Source organism: Mesorhizobium sp. WSM3864 (assembly GCF_002294955.1).
Classification (GTDB): Bacteria; Pseudomonadota; Alphaproteobacteria; order Rhizobiales; family Rhizobiaceae; genus Mesorhizobium.
On the sequence record NZ_NSGD01000001.1, the window covers coordinates 423,997 to 439,807 of the forward strand.

16 protein-coding genes and 1 pseudogene are annotated in these 15,811 nt (G+C 62.0%); 11 read left to right on the plus strand and 6 right to left on the minus strand.

Annotated features, from left to right (window positions below):
• Nucleotides 1-17 precede the first annotated feature (17 nt).
• Nucleotides 18-458, minus strand: coding sequence for a lactoylglutathione lyase (gloA, locus tag CK215_RS02055; RefSeq protein WP_095829949.1), 441 nt, complete (start codon nucleotides 456-458; stop codon nucleotides 18-20).
• 258 nt (nucleotides 459-716) lie between these two features.
• On the opposite strand from gloA, the gene CK215_RS02060 reads away from it, so the two are divergent.
• The 3 genes from CK215_RS02060 to CK215_RS02070 all read left to right on the plus strand — a co-directional run bounded on the left by CK215_RS02060 (nucleotide 717) and on the right by CK215_RS02070 (nucleotide 2,797).
• Nucleotides 717-1,310: a cold-shock protein gene (locus CK215_RS02060; RefSeq protein WP_066998870.1), complete on the plus strand. Its 594-nt coding sequence runs from the start codon at nucleotides 717-719 to the stop codon at nucleotides 1,308-1,310.
• Nucleotides 1,311-1,501: 191 nt separating this feature from the next.
• Entirely contained in the window at nucleotides 1,502-2,014 is a 513-nt protein-coding gene (locus CK215_RS02065; RefSeq protein WP_066998868.1) for a DUF192 domain-containing protein, read from the plus strand.
• A 15-nt stretch (nucleotides 2,015-2,029) separates the two neighbouring features.
• On the plus strand, nucleotides 2,030-2,797 hold the full coding sequence (locus CK215_RS02070) for an alpha/beta hydrolase (RefSeq protein ID WP_095829950.1): 768 nt from the start codon (nucleotides 2,030-2,032) through the stop codon (nucleotides 2,795-2,797).
• Nucleotides 2,798-2,914: 117 nt separating this feature from the next.
• On the opposite strand, the pseudogene speB reads toward CK215_RS02070, so the two are convergent.
• Together speB and CK215_RS02080 are read right to left on the minus strand one after the other, a co-directional pair.
• Nucleotides 2,915-3,879 (minus strand): annotated as a pseudogene (speB, locus tag CK215_RS02075) (agmatinase).
• A gap of 42 nt (nucleotides 3,880-3,921) precedes the next feature.
• Nucleotides 3,922-4,521, minus strand: a complete 600-nt coding sequence (locus CK215_RS02080) for a hypothetical protein (RefSeq protein ID WP_245418585.1) — start codon at nucleotides 4,519-4,521, stop codon at nucleotides 3,922-3,924.
• A gap of 136 nt (nucleotides 4,522-4,657) precedes the next feature.
• Here CK215_RS02080 and cysE point away from each other — a divergent pair, with 136 nt between their 5' ends.
• Together cysE and CK215_RS02090 are read left to right on the plus strand one after the other, a co-directional pair.
• Nucleotides 4,658-5,506 carry a serine O-acetyltransferase gene (gene cysE / locus CK215_RS02085; protein ID WP_095829386.1) on the plus strand — a complete coding sequence of 283 codons (849 nt, stop codon included), beginning with the start codon at nucleotides 4,658-4,660 and terminating at the stop codon, nucleotides 5,504-5,506.
• Between the two features lie 145 nt (nucleotides 5,507-5,651).
• Complete coding sequence (locus tag CK215_RS02090; RefSeq protein ID WP_040969488.1) at nucleotides 5,652-5,855, plus strand: DUF3126 family protein; 204 nt, start codon at nucleotides 5,652-5,654, stop codon at nucleotides 5,853-5,855.
• A gap of 64 nt (nucleotides 5,856-5,919) precedes the next feature.
• On the opposite strand, the gene CK215_RS02095 is transcribed toward CK215_RS02090, so the two are convergent.
• Entirely contained in the window at nucleotides 5,920-6,468 is a 549-nt protein-coding gene (locus CK215_RS02095) for a hypothetical protein (protein ID WP_095829387.1), read from the minus strand.
• Nucleotides 6,469-6,900: 432 nt separating this feature from the next.
• Between CK215_RS02095 and clpP the strand changes: the two genes are divergently transcribed.
• From clpP to hupB, 4 genes are all read left to right on the plus strand, one after another.
• Nucleotides 6,901-7,530: an ATP-dependent Clp endopeptidase proteolytic subunit ClpP gene (gene clpP / locus CK215_RS02100; RefSeq protein WP_066998854.1), complete on the plus strand. Its 630-nt coding sequence runs from the start codon at nucleotides 6,901-6,903 to the stop codon at nucleotides 7,528-7,530.
• Nucleotides 7,531-7,825: 295 nt separating this feature from the next.
• A complete protein-coding gene (gene clpX, locus CK215_RS02105) occupies nucleotides 7,826-9,100 on the plus strand; it encodes an ATP-dependent Clp protease ATP-binding subunit ClpX (RefSeq protein ID WP_059185169.1) in 1,275 nt (424 codons plus the stop codon).
• 274 nt (nucleotides 9,101-9,374) lie between these two features.
• Nucleotides 9,375-11,786: an endopeptidase La gene (gene lon, locus CK215_RS02110; RefSeq protein ID WP_066998851.1), complete on the plus strand. Its 2,412-nt coding sequence runs from the start codon at nucleotides 9,375-9,377 to the stop codon at nucleotides 11,784-11,786.
• Nucleotides 11,787-11,981: 195 nt separating this feature from the next.
• The gene (gene hupB, locus CK215_RS02115) at nucleotides 11,982-12,254 is read left to right on the plus strand and encodes a DNA-binding protein HupB (protein ID WP_027166452.1); all 273 of its coding nucleotides are present in this window, start codon (nucleotides 11,982-11,984) and stop codon (nucleotides 12,252-12,254) included.
• A gap of 83 nt (nucleotides 12,255-12,337) precedes the next feature.
• On the opposite strand, the gene CK215_RS02120 is transcribed toward hupB, so the two are convergent.
• The gene (locus CK215_RS02120) at nucleotides 12,338-13,360 is read right to left on the minus strand and encodes an aldo/keto reductase (RefSeq protein ID WP_095829951.1); all 1,023 of its coding nucleotides are present in this window, start codon (nucleotides 13,358-13,360) and stop codon (nucleotides 12,338-12,340) included.
• Nucleotides 13,361-13,548: 188 nt separating this feature from the next.
• Here CK215_RS02120 and CK215_RS02125 point away from each other — a divergent pair, with 188 nt between their 5' ends.
• Both CK215_RS02125 and CK215_RS02130 read left to right on the plus strand, forming a co-directional pair.
• On the plus strand, nucleotides 13,549-14,115 hold the full coding sequence (locus CK215_RS02125; protein WP_095829952.1) for an SIS domain-containing protein: 567 nt from the start codon (nucleotides 13,549-13,551) through the stop codon (nucleotides 14,113-14,115).
• Nucleotides 14,116-14,119: 4 nt separating this feature from the next.
• Nucleotides 14,120-14,863 (plus strand): creatininase family protein, encoded by a 744-nt coding sequence (locus CK215_RS02130; RefSeq protein WP_095780646.1) that lies wholly within the window; start codon nucleotides 14,120-14,122, stop codon nucleotides 14,861-14,863.
• Nucleotides 14,864-14,893: 30 nt separating this feature from the next.
• On the opposite strand, the gene CK215_RS02135 is transcribed toward CK215_RS02130, so the two are convergent.
• The gene (locus tag CK215_RS02135) at nucleotides 14,894-15,811 is read right to left on the minus strand and encodes a carbohydrate ABC transporter permease (RefSeq protein ID WP_066998838.1); all 918 of its coding nucleotides are present in this window, start codon (nucleotides 15,809-15,811) and stop codon (nucleotides 14,894-14,896) included.

Sequence of the window (15,811 nt, forward strand, 5' to 3'; positions counted from 1 at the left end):
CCGGGAAGGGCAGGCGCCTACCAGCTTCCCGTATTCGACATTGAGGCCCATGGCTCCGCCTTTGCCTTGGCCGGGCCTTTCTGCAGGAGCTCGATGGAGATGCCGTCCGGCGAGCGGATGAAGGCCATGTTGCCGTCGCGCGGCGGCCGGTTGATGATCACGCCATTGTCCATCAGCTTCTGGCAGGTGGCGTAGATGTCGTCGACCTCATAGGCGAGGTGGCCGAAGTTGCGGCCGCCTTTGTACTCCTCCGGATCCCAATTGTAGGTCAGTTCGACCAGCGGCGCCTTCTCGGCAATGCCGCTTTGCTCGTCATCGGGCGCGGCGAGGAAGATCAGCGTGTAGCGTCCCTGCTCGTTCTCGTAGCGACGCACTTCCTTGAGGCCGAGCTTGTTGCAGTAGAAATCGAGCGATTGATCAATGTCGGCGACGCGGACCATTGTGTGAAGATAGCGCATATCGGATTCCTCGCGGCGTTACGTTTGCGGCGCACCATAGGAGCCGCTCCGCCAAAGGGCAATCGTCCGACAAAACCGATGGAGGGATCGATTTCAGCCGTCCCTTTGCGCTTCAGGCGCGCCGGTAAACAACAATTGAGGCTTTCCGGTGCTCAACGGTGAAAAAAGGCACGTCAGGTCTTGCACACCCCGGAAGCCGCAGTGTTAATCTGATGGCAAGAATCACTAGCGGTTGCAGTTGGAAAAGGGGGCGTTCTTATGGGGGAAAAAGCCTCTTTTACGAGGCGGGACGGAAGCCTTGACGACGCCTTGACGCGAGACAGTGGCGGCGACTCCGCCGGTCTTGTCGAAATCGCCGGCGCTATCAAATGGTTCGACGTGGCCAAGGGCTACGGCTTCATTCTTCCGGACGACGGCGTCTCGGGTGATATTCTCCTCCATGTGACATGTCTTCGAAGAGATGGCTTTCAGACCGCGCTGGAAGGCGCGCGCGTCGTCTGTCTCGTCAAGCAGGGCGAGCGTGGCCTGCAGGCGTTCCGGGTTCTTTCCATGGACGCCTCGACAGCGGTGCATCCGGCCGAGCAGGAGCAACGCACGCATGTCACCGTGACTGCCGAGAGCGGGCTCGAGCGGGCGCTGGTGAAGTGGTTCAACCGCACCAAGGGCTTCGGCTTCCTGACCCGGGGCGAGGGCACCGAGGACATCTTCGTCCATATGGAGACGCTGCGCCGCTACGGCATTACCGAGCTGAGGCCCGGCCAGGTCGTTCTGGTCCGTTTCGGACGCGGCGACAAAGGCCTTATGGCCGCCGAAATACACCCCGATATGGGCACCTTGCCGGTCTCGCATTAAAGCGCGGCCCGACGCACTTTATTTTTTGCTTGATGCAGGTTCGCCAAAACCGCTTGGCAGTTTTGGGCGACATGCATCGGGCTCTCTCGATACGATCGGGATGCCCTGCCCGGTGCAAGGCCGTTCCTGTCCAAAAACCAGTTCCACTCGCTCGGATCATGGTCTAGGACAGGGCCTGGACGAGGTATCACATGGCTCATCGCAACTGGCTGACCGCAGGCGCGCTTTGCGCCGCCATCGCTCTGGCCGCCATTTTCAGCGCCTTGAGACCGAGTTCGGCGGACGGTCAGGCGATGATGCTGCCTGCCGATCCGACGCGGCTCGTCGCGATCACCGGCTCCGGCAAGCATTCCTTCTCAATCGAGATAGCCGACAGCTCGGAAGAACGCGAGGCCGGGCTGATGTACCGCAAGGACATGGCCGACGATCACGGCATGCTGTTCGTGTTCGAGCGGCCCGCTGAGGTGAATTTCTGGATGAAGAATACACCGATGCCGCTCGACCTGGTCTTTATCGGCCAGGACGGCAGGATCAAGGCCGTCAAGCGTGGCGAACCGGAATCGGAGGCGATCATCTCGCCCGGACAGCCGGTAAGCTTCGTGCTTGAGCTGAAGGCGGGAACGGCCGCCAAGGACGGTCTGAAGGACGGCGATCTCCTGCGTCACCCAGCGATCGATAAGACCTCGGGCGCCGGCTCCAACTGACCGCGGCTGCACCAGATGCAATATTTTTCCCATGACGGCTTCGAACTCGCTTACCTCGACCGCCGGCCGGCGTCCGGTCAGGGCGATCCGGTGCTGATGATCCACGGCTTCGCCTCCAGCCACTACGTCAATTGGGTCTCGCCGGGCTGGTTCAAGACGCTGAACGACGCGGGGTACCGCGCCATCGCCGTCGACAATCGCGGCCACGGTGCGTCGACGAAGAGCTACCAGGAGGCGGACTACACGCCGGCCAAGATGGCCTCGGACGCGGCCGCGCTGCTCGATCACCTCGGCATCGAGCACGCCCATGTCATGGGCTATTCGATGGGCGCGCGGGTATCCGCCTTCATGGCGTTGTCCAATCCTGACAAGGTGGCGACGCTGGTGTTCGGCGGCCTCGGCATCGGTCTTGTCGACGGCGTCGGCGACTGGGATCCAATCGCCGATGCGCTTCTGGCCGAGGATGCCGGTACGATCAGCCATGCGCGCGGTCGCTCGTTTCGCGCCTTCGCCGACCAGACGCGCAGCGACCGCCAGGCGCTGGCCGTCTGCATAGTCGGCTCACGCGCGTCAATGAGCGAGGACGATGTCGCGCGGATCGCCCAGCCGACCCTGATTGCCGTCGGGACCAAGGACGACATCGCCGGCTCGCCCGACGAGCTTGCCGCGCTGATGCCCCACGCAGAGGCTTTTCGCATCGAGGGCCGCGACCACATGCTCGCCGTCGGCGACAAGAGCTTCAAGCAGCGCGTGCTGGAGTTCTACGCCGAAAATCCGCTCTGACCCATACCGTCCGCTGCGGGCGACGACGCGTCTAAAGCAGGTTGCGCGAAACGCGACCTGCTTTTGACCTTTGCGATGTCCTTTTCCCGAAACTGGAAGCACTTCGGGGAGAATGCTTTAGCCGCGCGTTCTCCTGTCGGCGATGGATTTCGCCATGACGCAAAGCAGCTCGAACATCATGGTCGCGCCGGCAAGCGCCGTCATGCCGCCAATATCAAAAGGAGGCGCGACCTCGACGACGTCGGCTCCGGCGAAATTCAATCCGTCGAGCAATCGAACCAGCTCCTGCACCTCGCGGGTGGTGAAGCCGCCGAGCTCCGGCGTGCCGGTGCCAGGGGCCATCGACGGATCGATGCAATCGATGTCGAAGGTCACGTAAGTGAGGCTGTCGCCGACAAGATCGCGTGCTTCCTGCATGACGGAAGCGGTGCCGCGTTTGACGAACTCTTCCATATATACGATGCGCACGCCCTGAGCGGTCGCCCAGTCGTGTTCGCCCGGCTCATAGATCGAGCCTCGAATTCCGATCTGAATAACCCGCTTCGGGTCGAGCAGCCCTTCCTCGATCGCGCGGCGAAAGGGCGTCCCGTGTGTATAGGGATTCTCGCCGAAGTAGCGGTCGTTCGTGTCGGAATGCGCGTCGAAGTGGATCATGCCGACGGGTCCCTCGCGGGCGATGGCGCGCAGCACCGGCAAGGTCGTCAGATGATCGCCTCCGGCGGCCAAAGGAAGAGCGCCGTCAGCAACGATCGCGGCAATGCCGTCTTCGATGCGCTTCAACCCGTCGAGCAAGTCGATGGGATTGACCGAGAGGTCTCCGACATCCGCGACATTGGCAATGCTGAACGGCTCGGTTCCCGATACGTGGTGGACGCGGCGCATCAGGCTCGACTGGTTCCTGATTTCGCGCGGACCATGGCGAGCGCCGGCCCGATTGGTCGTGCCGCCTCCCAAGGAATCCCGACAAGGGCAATATCGAGCCCCTTCGCGTTCGGCACCGCCGGCAGCCGCATGAAGGTGGAAAGCCCGGCAAATCGCGGCACCTGGGCGGCGTCGACGGGTTGGAAGAAGTTGTTTTCCATGGTGTCGGTCATCTCAGAGGGCGTTCACGTTCGGCGTGGCGATCAGGTCTGTTGAGACTGGTCTTGCAGGACCTGCAGCGATCGGACCAGATTTTCCCTGGCCCGCGCCTCGAACCGATCGCGAAACGATTGTGTGTAGAAAATATGCGGACGGGCCAGGAAACTCGTCAGGACAGCCGCGCGACCGGCGCGCCAGATCGGGTCCTCGACCCAGCCATATTCGCGCCGGACCGCCTTCTCGTAAGCGTCGAAGCGGTTCGGGTCGGCACCGAGGATCGCGAGGTCCATGTCGAGGAAAAGGGCGGCATCACTCGCGGCACCCTCATCTTCGAGCGGCGGCAACTGGTGCGTGGCGGTGGCGCTGATCATGGCCAGAATCCGGGCAAGCCGGGCCGGGTCGGTGCGGCCGGAGAGTTTCCTTTCTGCCAGCACCGCGCTCTTTGCCTCGTTGTCCTTGGCGCGGCTGTCATAGACTGCGTCATGGAACCAGATCGCCGCTTCCACTGCTTCTGGATCATCAAGAAGGTGCCGGTGTTCGGCTGCCAACGCCAGCATCGCTTCGATGTGAGGCAAGCCGTGATAGTGGCGATCCGCGGTCTGATAGATCGCGGCAAGCTCGCTTTTCAGCGCATCGTCGATCAAGGGTTCGTTTTCCTTCGCCGCTTGAATCTCGGTGAACCAAGTCCATTTGACAAAGCACTAAGGAAAATTGAGTTCAACCGTGTTATGATCTGGCCTATATGTGCCGCCGGATGAATGAGCAGGCCGGAGACCGTCGATGAACAGCATTACGATAGCCCGCCCCAGCATGGTGCAGCCGGTCGACCCGATCTGGCGCGCGATCAGGGATGAGGCGATGGAAGCGGTAAACCGCGATCCGTTGCTGGCTGCTTTCCTCTATTCCACCATCCTCAACCAGGAGAGCCTGGAAGAAGCGGTCATTCACCGCCTGGCCGAGCGCCTGGCGCATCAGGATATCGGCTCCGATCTTATCCGGCAGACCTTCAAGGCCATGCTTGCCGACGATCCGGAGTGGAGCACGACGGTTCGCGTCGACATCCAAGCCTATTACGATCGCGACCCTGCCTGCGACCGCTTCATCATGCCGGTGCTTTATTTCAAGGGCTTTCATGCCATCCAGACGCACCGTTTGGCGCATTGGCTGTGGAACCAGGGCCGCAGGGACTTCGCGCTCTACCTGCAGAGCCGCTCGTCCTCGGTGTTCCAGACAGACATCAACCCGGCCGCCCGCATCGGCAAGGGCATTTTCCTCGATCACGCCACCGGCCTGGTGGTCGGCCAGACGGCCGTCATCGAGGATGATGTGTCGATCCTGCACGGGGTGACGCTGGGCGGCACCGGCAAGGCCAGTGGCGACCGCCACCCGAAGATCCGCCGCGGCGTGCTGATCGGCGCAGGCGCCAAGATCCTCGGCAATATCGAGATCGGCCATTGCTCCAAGATCGCGGCCGGTTCGGTGGTGCTGTCGCCCGTGCCGCACAACAAGACGGTCGCCGGCGTGCCGGCGCGTGTCGTCGGCGAGACCGGCTGCGACCAGCCTTCGCGACAGATGGACCAGCTCCTGCCCTCGCAGACGATGGACCACGTCGTCAGCTTCGACATCTGATTCTGCGGTCATCGCCAGCGGCCGGAGTCCGGTCGCCGTTCCAGACGCCGGTTGTGGCGTGTTATGCTGCCGGCTTGCCTTTACATCGCCATCGTCGGCGTGTCAGAAGCGCGTTCCAACGAACAGCCGCATTCGGAGAAGACTTTTGAAGCCAGACGAAATCAGAAAGCTGGACGCCTACTTCAAGCGCGTCTTCCAGAATCCCAAGCTGCAGGTGAAGGCGCGCCCGCGCAAGGAAGACTCTGCCGAGGTCTATGTCGGCGACGAATTCCTCGGCATCGTCTTCAAGGACGAGGACGACGGCGACTATAATTTCTCGATGGCGATCCTCGACGTCGACCTGGCCTAAGCCGGCTTTCCGGCCGGGCTCGCCATGCCGCCCCGGTCGGAAACATCCCTGCGTGATTTTGCGGCTAGTCCACGCAGTGCCGCGGGATATGCACCCGCCGCCAGTCGGTCGAGCCTTCCCGCACCACCACCCGCCGCGCCACCCTCCGGTATGAGGGCGCGATTTCCGTGATGCGCCGCTCTCCTGGCCGCACCAGCACCTCGCGGGCGACGCCTTCGTATTCGGCCGGAAGGACGACGCGCCGGACGCGCTCCGGCTCGACGATGACCGTTGTGGCAACCCGCGCGTAGCGCGCCTTACGCCACACCTTGCACAGCACCTTGCGGCCGTGGATGACCCGCCATTCCCAGGCATAGCCGCCGTCATCCACCTTGACCGTGTGATAGACGGTGCGCGTCACGGCCGGTACGACTTCATAGCTGATGCGAGGCGTGGCGATCTGTTCGGTGCTCTCGGTCGTGCCGTAGATCGGCGGGTCATAGTGGACGAGCTGGCCGCCGGGGCTCACCATCACGTCTTCATAGACCGTGTCGTAGATCGCCGGCCGATGCACCGGCTCGTAGCATTCGAGCGTGCGGCCGCCGGCCGCGGCCTGCGACACGGCCGCAAGCATTGCGAGGCTGGTCGAGGCGAGCGATGCGGCACTCTTGCGAAGGGAGCTCTTGCAAAAGGAACTCGTGCAAAAGGAACTCTGGCTAAACATGACGTTCACCCGTTGAAAAAAGGACGCCGGTTCAACGCGGGAGCGTATCGGAAGGTCCGCCATGGACGGGGATTTCACGGCTTGTCGTTAAGCAGCGCGGTTAAGAAACTGCTACCGTGGCGGCCGGGTAGCGCCCTCGCATTTCGGGCAGAGGGCCATCTCCGGCGCAACCTGCAGCATTTCCTTGGGCCGAGCCGCTTGCTTCGACTTAACCAGATGGCTAGGAGGGGCGGCCTTGCGCTAGGGTGAGCCGGCATCCTATTTAGGATTCAACGATCCAGAACCGATTCCGCCCGATTGCTCAGGTCTACGGCGCCGGAATCCATCCAACAAGGGTAGTCCATGAAGAACCCCGTCGAAACCTACATGAACCTCGTTCCGATGGTGGTCGAGCAGACCAATCGCGGCGAGCGTGCCTACGACATCTTCTCCCGCCTGTTGAAGGAACGCATCATCTTCATCACCGGCCCGGTCGAGGACGGGATGGCGACGCTGGTTTGTGCACAGCTTTTGTTCCTCGAGGCGGAGAACCCCAAGAAGGAAATCAACCTGTACATCAACTCGCCGGGCGGTGTGGTGACATCGGGCATGGCGATCTACGACACCATGCAGTTCATCAAGCCGGCGGTATCGACGCTCTGCATCGGCCAGGCAGCCTCGATGGGCTCGTTGCTGCTTTGCGCCGGCCACAAGGATATGCGGTTTGCCACGCCGAACGCCCGTGTCATGGTCCATCAGCCGTCCGGTGGCTTCCAGGGCCAGGCGTCGGACATCGAACGTCATGCGCAGGACATCATCAAGCTGAAGCGCCGCTTGAACGAGGTCTATGTGAAGCACACCGGCAAGAGCTATGACGAGATCGAGCGGACGCTCGACCGCGACCATTTCATGACCGCCGACGAGGCCAAGGAGTTTGGTTTGATCGACAAGGTCATTACGACGCGCGAACTTGGCGAAACCCCCGCCGCATAGGCTCTGATTGGGGGCTGAATGGCGGGATAACGCGCTTTTGGCGCGGCTTGCGGCATTTCGGCCACAATTGCCTGTTCCCTCAAGGTTCGGGATTGCCTACGTTAAGGCTATGTTGATTTTCGACGGCTTAGCTTTGCATGGGGTTGCTGCGAATCATTGTCGCGTTTTCTGATTGTGTTTCGGACGGAATGCGCTGTGTGAGCCGGGACACTGGCGCCGGCGGATTCCTGCGATAGATTGATGAGACGCCAATGCGGCCAGACCATCGGCTGGCAGGCGGTGAAAGGACAGAAAAATGAGCAAAGTTAGCAACAACGGCGGCGATTCAAAGAACACGCTCTATTGCTCGTTTTGCGGCAAAAGCCAGCACGAAGTGCGCAAGCTGATCGCCGGTCCGACCGTCTTCATCTGCGACGAGTGCGTCGAACTCTGCATGGACATCATCCGCGAGGAGAACAAGACCTCGATGGTGAAGTCGCGCGAGGGGGTGCCGACCCCGCAAGAGATCCTCAAGGTTCTCGACGACTATGTCATCGGCCAGCCCTACGCCAAGCGGGTGCTGTCGGTGGCCGTCCACAACCACTACAAGCGCCTGGCGCATGCCGGCAAGAACAACGACGTCGAATTGGCAAAGTCGAACATCCTGCTGATCGGGCCGACCGGCTGCGGCAAGACGCTGCTCGCCCAGACGCTCGCCCGCATCATCGACGTGCCGTTCACCATGGCCGACGCCACGACGCTGACCGAAGCCGGTTACGTCGGCGAGGACGTCGAAAACATCATCCTGAAGCTCTTGCAGTCGGCCGACTACAATGTCGAACGTGCCCAGCGCGGCATCGTCTATATCGATGAGATCGACAAGATCTCGCGCAAGTCGGACAACCCGTCGATCACCCGCGACGTCTCGGGCGAGGGCGTTCAGCAAGCGCTGTTGAAGATCATGGAAGGCACGGTGGCCTCCGTGCCGCCGCAGGGCGGCCGCAAGCACCCGCAGCAGGAATTCCTGCAGGTCGACACCGCCAACATCCTGTTCATCTGCGGCGGCGCCTTTGCCGGACTGGACAAGATCATCTCGGATCGCGGCCGCAAGACCTCGATCGGCTTCGGCGCAACCGTGGCGTCGCCCGAGGATCGCCGCACCGGCGACCTGTTCCGCCAAGTCGAGCCCGAGGATCTTTTGAAATTCGGCCTGATCCCGGAATTCGTCGGCCGTCTGCCGGTTCTGGCGACGCTCGAGGACCTCGACGAGCCGGCGCTGATCCAGATCCTGACGGAACCGAAAAACGCGCTGGTCAAGCAGTATCAGCGGCTGTTCGAGATGGAGAATGTGGATCTCACCTTCCACGAGAACGCGCTGTCGGCGATCGCCAAGCGCGCCATCGAGCGCAAGACCGGCGCGCGCGGCCTGCGTTCCATCATGGAAGCGATCCTGCTCGACACGATGTTCGAGCTTCCGGCGCTGGAAGGCGTGCGTGAGGTGGTGATCTCGGAAGAGGTGGTCTCGGGTAACGCCCGGCCGCTTTACATCTATTCCGAGCAGAAGGAAAAGAAGGGCAATGTCAGCGCCTGAAATGGCACTGATCCGGCAAATTTTCATGGAACGGCGCCCGTGTGGCGCCGTTTTGCTGTGAGGGGCTTACCTGTAGGTGATGGAGTGGCTGATCAAAGCATGCTAACCCTTGATCTTTGCACCGCCCGCATCCACCTAACAGCGGAAGGCCGAGGGCCAGAATTCTGCGCTGTAAAATTCCCGTCACAAACGGTGGTAGGCGGAACGACGCTCGGTCGTTAATATAAGATTCGCGGTTGGCTCAATTAGCGGCCGCGACATGAAAGGTTGGACAATGGCCAAAATATCCAGGGCTTCCGGCGACGGCGTGTTTGCAGTCCTCCCACTGCGCGACATCGTCGTGTTCCCGCACATGATCGTCCCGCTCTTTGTCGGGCGTGAAAAGTCGATCAAGGCGCTGGAAGAAGTGATGGGTCAGGAAAAGCAGATCCTGCTTGCCACCCAGATGAACGCAGCCGACGATGATCCTGAACCCGATGCGATTTTCGACATCGGCACGCTCGCCAATGTGCTGCAGCTCCTGAAGCTTCCCGATGGCACCGTGAAGGTGCTGGTCGAGGGCGCCTCGCGCGCCAAGATCGTCTCGTTCACCGATCGTGCCGACTTCCACGAGGCCCGCGCCACCGCGTTGGTCGAGCCGGAGGAGGAAGAGGTCGAAATCGAGGCGCTGGCCCGCTCGGTCGTCACCGACTTCGAAAACTACGTGAAGCTGAACAAGAAGATTTCGCCCGAAGTGGTAGGTGCCGCCAGTCAGATCGACGACTATTCCAAGCTCGCCGACACGGTTGCCTCGCACCTGGCCATCAAGATCCCCGAGAAGCAGGAGATGCTCGCCACGCTTTCCGTCAAGGAGCGTCTCGAGAAGGCGATGGGCTTCATGGAAGCCGAGATTTCCGTGCTGCAAGTGGAGAAGCGCATCCGCAGCAGAGTCAAGCGCCAGATGGAGAAGACGCAGCGCGAGTACTACCTCAACGAGCAGATGAAGGCGATCCAGAAGGAGCTCGGGGAGGGCGAGGACGGCCGCGACGAGGCTGCCGAGATCGAGGCGCGCATCAAGAAGACCAAGCTCTCCAAGGAAGCCCGCGAGAAGGCGGAAGCCGAGTTGAAGAAGCTGCGGTCGATGTCGCCGATGTCGGCTGAATCGACGGTCGTGCGCAACTATCTCGACTGGCTGCTGTCGATCCCGTGGGGCAAGAACTCCAAGGTCAAGCAGGATCTCGGCTACGCCCAGGACGTGCTCGACGCCGATCACTTCGGCCTCGACAAGGTCAAGGAGCGCATCGTCGAGTATCTCGCCGTGCAGAGCCGTCAGAAGAAGATCAAGGGTCCGATCCTGTGCCTCGTCGGCCCGCCCGGCGTCGGCAAAACCTCGCTCGGCAAGTCGATTGCCAAGGCCACGGGGCGTGAGTTCATCCGAATGGCGCTCGGCGGCGTGCGCGACGAGGCCGAGATCCGCGGTCACAGGCGGACCTATATCGGCTCGATGCCCGGCAAGGTCATCCAGTCGATGAAGAAGGCCAAGAAGTCCAACCCCCTCTTCCTGCTCGACGAAATCGACAAGATGGGCCAGGACTTCCGCGGCGATCCGTCGTCGGCCCTGCTCGAGGTGCTCGATCCGGAGCAGAACTCGACGTTCATGGACCATTACCTCGAGGTCGAATACGACCTGTCGAGCGTGATGTTCGTGACGACGGCGAACACGCTGAACATCCCTGCGCCCCTGATGGACCGCATGGAGATCATCCGCATCGCCGGCTACACCGAGGACGAGAAGATCGAGATCGCCAAGCGGCACCTGATGCCGAAGGTGATCCGCGATCACGCGCTGCAGCCGAACGAGTTCTCGGTCGGCGAGGACGCGATCCGCGGCATCATCCAGACCTACACCCGTGAAGCGGGCGTCAGAAGCCTCGAGCGCGAGCTGATGAAGCTCGGGCGCAAGGCGGTGACCGAGATACTGAAGACGAAGAAGAAGACCGTGAAGATCACGGCCGACAACCTCGCCGATTATCTCGGCGTGCCGCGCTTCCGCTTCGGTCAGGTCGAGGCCGACGATCAGGTCGGCGTCGTCACGGGTCTTGCCTGGACGGAAGTCGGCGGCGAGCTGCTGACGGTCGAGGGCGTCATGATGCCCGGCAAGGGACGCATGACGGTGACCGGCAACCTGCGCGACGTGATGAAGGAATCGATCTCTGCGGCGGCCTCTTACGTCCGCTCGCGGGCCATCGATTTCGGCATCGAGCCGCCGCTGTTCGACAAGCGCGACATCCACGTCCACGTGCCGGAGGGCGCGACGCCCAAGGATGGCCCGTCGGCGGGTGTGGCGATGGTGACGGCGATCGTGTCCGTGCTCACGGGCATTCCGGTCCGCGCCGATGTGGCAATGACCGGCGAGGTGACGCTGCGGGGCAGGGTGCTGCCGATCGGCGGCCTGAAGGAGAAGCTGCTTGCCGCGCTGCGCGGCGGCATCAAGAAGGTGCTGATCCCGGAAGACAATGCCAAGGACCTGGCGGAGATCCCGGACAATGTGAAGAACAACATGGAGATCATTCCGGTGTCGCGGGTCGGCGAGGTGCTGAGGCACGCGCTTGTCAGGATGCCGGAGCCGATCGAATGGGTCGAGCCGGTCAATCCGCCGGCCGGCGCGGACGCCGGCGACGACGCCGGCAAGTCGCTTGCGCATTAGTTTCTTCTAAGGTTGCAATGCACAAAGAGAGAGCCGGGCTTTCAGCCCGGCTTTTTCATGTGAAAAATCTCCGAAAAAGTGGAAAAAAGCCCGGAATTCTGCGGTTTTCGGCTTGGGTTCCGGAACGCTTCTTTCTAAAGTCCGTTTCCTGCCGGATGAGTCGTAGTTCCGGTTTTCTCATGGAAGGGAATTTTTATGAACAAGAACGAACTGGTGTCCGCCGTCGCCGACTCCGCAAGCATTTCGAAGGCTGATGCGCAGTCCGCCGTCGATGCGGTGTTCTCTGTGATCACTGGCGAACTGAAGAAGGGCGGCGATGTCCGGCTTGTCGGCTTCGGAAATTTCACCGTGTCAAAACGTGCTGCTTCGACCGGCCGCAACCCGCAGACCGGCGCGGAAGTAAAGATTCCGGCGCGCACCGTGCCGAAGTTCTCGGCCGGCAAGGGCCTCAAGGACGCGGTCAACTAAGACCTTTTGTTTTTAAGATCAGATGAGCCGGGCTTGCCCGGCTCTTCCTTTTTGTGACCCGCGCCAGGGCCACATGTGTGGTATCAGCCGGTAGGCGCGTCGGCGCGCATCAGGCCTTCTTGCTTGAGATCCGCCCACAAGGCTGCCGGGATCTTCACGTGGAGCAGTGCACGGTTGCTTTCGACCTCGGCCGGCCGTTGGCCGCCGGGTATTACCGACATGACGGAAGGGTGCCGCAGCGGGAACTGCAACGCGGCCTCGATCAGCCGCACGCCATGGCGCTTGCAGACCGCCTCGATGCGTGCCACGCGATCGAGCACGTCTTTTGGCGCCTCTGTGTAGTTGTAGAAGGCGCCGGGCTTCGGCCCTGTCGCCAGGATGCCGGAATTGTAGGGCCCGCCAAGAACGATGCCGATGCCGCGCTGCTCGCAGAGCGGCAGGAAGCTCGCAAGCGCATCCTGCTCGAGCAGCGTGTAGCGGCCGGCGAGCAGAAAGAGGTCGAAATCGCCGCGCTCGGCGAGCGTCTGGCAAACCTGCCACTCGTTGATACCGCCTCCGAAGGCCTTGATCACGCCCTGGTCACGCAGCGCGAGCAGCGCGTAATAGCCCGAAGACATGAACTCCTCGATGCGCCGGTCGGAAGCCTCCTTGCTGCCATGGGTGAAGATGTCGACATCGTGCACATAAAGGATGTCGATGCGGTCGACGCCGAGACGCTCCAGCGAGGCCTCGAAGGAACGCATCACGCCGTCGTAACTGTAATCGTAAACTTCCCGGCGCGAGGGCGTGTCGAAGAACTTGCCGATGCCGGTTCGCTGGTCGGGCGCAGAGACGCGCATGAGGCGGCCGACCTTGCTCGACAGCACATAGTCGTCGCGTTTCTTGCCGCGCAGGAAGGGGTTGAGCCGGGTTTCGGAAAGGCCAAGGCCATAGAGCGGAGCGGTGTCGAAATAGCGGCAGCCGGTTTTCCATGCCGCCTCCAGCGTGGCATTGGCATCCTCGTCCGAGACGGCGCGGTAGAGATTGCCGAGCGGCGCGGTGCCGAAACCAAGCTCGGTGAAGGTGATGCCGCCATTGCCGATGCGGTCGAAATGCCGTGTCTTCATATCCGCACGATGTCCTGGATTGATTTGTCTGACATGACACTATCACGCCGGTGGCACAGCAAAAGCGCCGAGGCTCGTTGGACACGAATTTTCGCGGTGATAGCATGAACGAAAACAAGCGTTTCGCGCCGAACGCGACCGCGAAGCCGCATGCCTATCAAGACATCGGCAGACAGGATTAGGCAGCCATGACGCAAGCCGGATCGGAGTTGTTTGCGACAGCGCTGGGCGAGCTCGGCGCCGTGTTGGGGCGCATCGATGACGGTCGGGTTGACGCCGCCTGCGCAATGCTCGCCGGCGCTGGCAAGATCGTCGTCTATGGCTGCGGCCGCGAAGCGCTGCAGGTCAAGGGTTTCGCAATGCGGCTCTTCCATCTCGGCCTGCCGGTTTCGGTGATCGGCGATATGACCACGCCGCCACTCGGCCAGGGCGATGTCTTCCTGGCAAGTTCCGGACCGGGCGAGACCGCCACCGTTCTCACCTTGATGCGCGTGGCCCGGGAGGCCGGCGCCAAGGTGGTGTTGCTCACGGCCGAACCGGCGGGCAGCGCGGCAAAGCTTGCGGACTTCACGCTGCTCGTTCCGGCCCAGACCATGGCGAGCGACCAAGGCGCCGCCAGAAGCTCGGTGCTGCCCATGGGCTCGCTGTTCGAGGGAGCGCTTTTCCTGGTGTTTGAGGTGATGGTGCTGAAACTCAAGGCGCTCACCGGCGCAACGCCGGAGACGATGCGCACCCGGCACACCAACATGGAGTAGGGACATGCGCTACGAACTGATGCTGCCGCACCAGATCCGCAACGCGATCGAGGAGAACTGGCCGGTCGCGCTGCCGCTCGGCGTGCTCGAATACCATGGCGAGCACATGGCGGTCGGCATGGACACGCTGGCCGTCATCAAGACGCTCGAGCTTATCGAGAAGGAGCGGGACATCGTCATCCTGCCGCCCTTCTATTATGGCGCGGCGAGTTATGCCGTGGCGCCGCCGGAAGGCAGCGGCTCGGTGCAGGTCGGCGGTCCGGTGCTGGCGCCCTTTGCGGAGGAATTGTTCTATGGCCTGCTGCGCATCGGCTTCCGCAACATTCACGCCATCATCCATCACCAGACCGAGAATTTCGTCGCCGGCATGCCGACCGATCTCGCCTTCAAGACCGCCGGCCGGCAGGCGATTTTCCGCTTCCTGGAGAAGGAACGCGGCGAGGGCTGGTGGGGCTCGGAGAAGATGGTCGACTACTATGCCGGCCATGCCCAGGGCGAGAACGTCTTCAACTGGGTGCAGGTGCACCCGCTGATGCCGGCCGCAATGACCGGCAAATATCCATTCGACCATGCCGGGATCGGCGAGACATCGCTGATGCTGGCGCTACGTCCCGAAGCGGTGGATGCCGGTCATTTCGCGGACAATACCGGCTGGTACACAAAAGGCGCATCGGATGCCTCGGCCGAGCTGGGCCGGAAGGGTGTGGCGATGATCCTTGAGCATTTGCGGGCGATATTGCGGGCCTAGCTCGCTTCTCCCACAAGAAGGGGAAGGCGGCTATTTCACCGAACCGGCCGTCATGCCCATGATCAGATAGCGTTCGAGCGCGATGCCGATGATCGCCAGCGGCGTGATGGCTGCTGTCGCCAGGGCTGCCATCGACCACCAGTTGATACCTTGCGAGCCGGTCTGGCTCGCCACCATAACTGGGATGGTCTTGGCATCCGTCGACGTCAGAAGGGCGGCGAAGAAATATTCGTTCCAGCAGAGCACCATCGCCAGGATGAAGGCGGCGACCATGCCTGGGAGCGCGATCGGCATGACAATGCGGAAGAAGGCGCCCCAGATCGACAGGCCGTCGACGAGTGCCGCCTCCTCGAGCTCGACGGGAATGGAGTTGAATTGGTCGCGCATGATCCAGATGACGATCGGCAGCACCATCAGCGTGTAGAGGAGCACAAGGCCGATGCGGGTGTCGAGCAGGGCCACTTCGCGGTAAAGCACCAGGAAGGGCAGCGCCAGCACCACCGGCGGCAGGATCAGCTGCGAGAGGAAGAAGAAGGAGATGTCCTCGTTCTTGAACCAGGCGAACTTGTAGCGGTATCGGGTCAAGCCATAGGCGGCGAGGCTGCCGATGATGATGGCGAGGCTCGACGCGCCGACAGAGGTAATGACCGAGTTCATGAAGCGTTTCAGGAACTCGTCGCGCACCGTCGAGGTCTGGACGATCGAATCCGGCGACAGGCCGAGTGAGCGCCAGCCCTTCCAGTCTGGCTGGAAGTCGACGAAGGGGATGAGGTGCCCCTGCGTGACATCGACCGCCGACTTGAACGAAGTGGTGATCGTCCAATAGATCGGGAACAGGCAGACGAAGGACCAGAACACCAGGGCGCCATAGATGAAGACGCGGCTGGCGAGGAAGGCCGCCGGGGAGCGGATATCGGAAACGGTATATTCGGTGGTCTGGACGCTCAT

Bases quoted from the DNA above. Each gene is read 5' to 3' on its own strand.
- clpP (WP_066998854.1), top strand. From the start codon at position 6,901: ATGAAGAACCCCGTCGAAACCTACATGAACCTCGTTCCGATGGTGGTC.
- lon (WP_066998851.1), top strand. From the start codon at position 9,375: ATGGCCAAAATATCCAGGGCTTCCGGCGACGGCGTGTTTGCAGTCCTC.
- CK215_RS02125 (WP_095829952.1), top strand. From the start codon at position 13,549: ATGACGCAAGCCGGATCGGAGTTGTTTGCGACAGCGCTGGGCGAGCTC.
- hupB (WP_027166452.1), top strand. From the start codon at position 11,982: ATGAACAAGAACGAACTGGTGTCCGCCGTCGCCGACTCCGCAAGCATT.
- cysE (WP_095829386.1), top strand. From the start codon at position 4,658: ATGAACAGCATTACGATAGCCCGCCCCAGCATGGTGCAGCCGGTCGAC.
- CK215_RS02135 (WP_066998838.1), bottom strand. From the start codon at position 15,811: ATGAGCGTCCAGACCACCGAATATACCGTTTCCGATATCCGCTCCCCG.
- CK215_RS02130 (WP_095780646.1), top strand. From the start codon at position 14,120: ATGCGCTACGAACTGATGCTGCCGCACCAGATCCGCAACGCGATCGAG.
- gloA (WP_095829949.1), bottom strand. From the start codon at position 458: ATGCGCTATCTTCACACAATGGTCCGCGTCGCCGACATTGATCAATCG.
- CK215_RS02065 (WP_066998868.1), top strand. From the start codon at position 1,502: ATGGCTCATCGCAACTGGCTGACCGCAGGCGCGCTTTGCGCCGCCATC.
- CK215_RS02060 (WP_066998870.1), top strand. From the start codon at position 717: ATGGGGGAAAAAGCCTCTTTTACGAGGCGGGACGGAAGCCTTGACGAC.
- CK215_RS02120 (WP_095829951.1), bottom strand. From the start codon at position 13,360: ATGAAGACACGGCATTTCGACCGCATCGGCAATGGCGGCATCACCTTC.
- CK215_RS02095 (WP_095829387.1), bottom strand. From the start codon at position 6,468: ATGCTTGCGGCCGTGTCGCAGGCCGCGGCCGGCGGCCGCACGCTCGAA.
- clpX (WP_059185169.1), top strand. From the start codon at position 7,826: ATGAGCAAAGTTAGCAACAACGGCGGCGATTCAAAGAACACGCTCTAT.
- CK215_RS02070 (WP_095829950.1), top strand. From the start codon at position 2,030: ATGCAATATTTTTCCCATGACGGCTTCGAACTCGCTTACCTCGACCGC.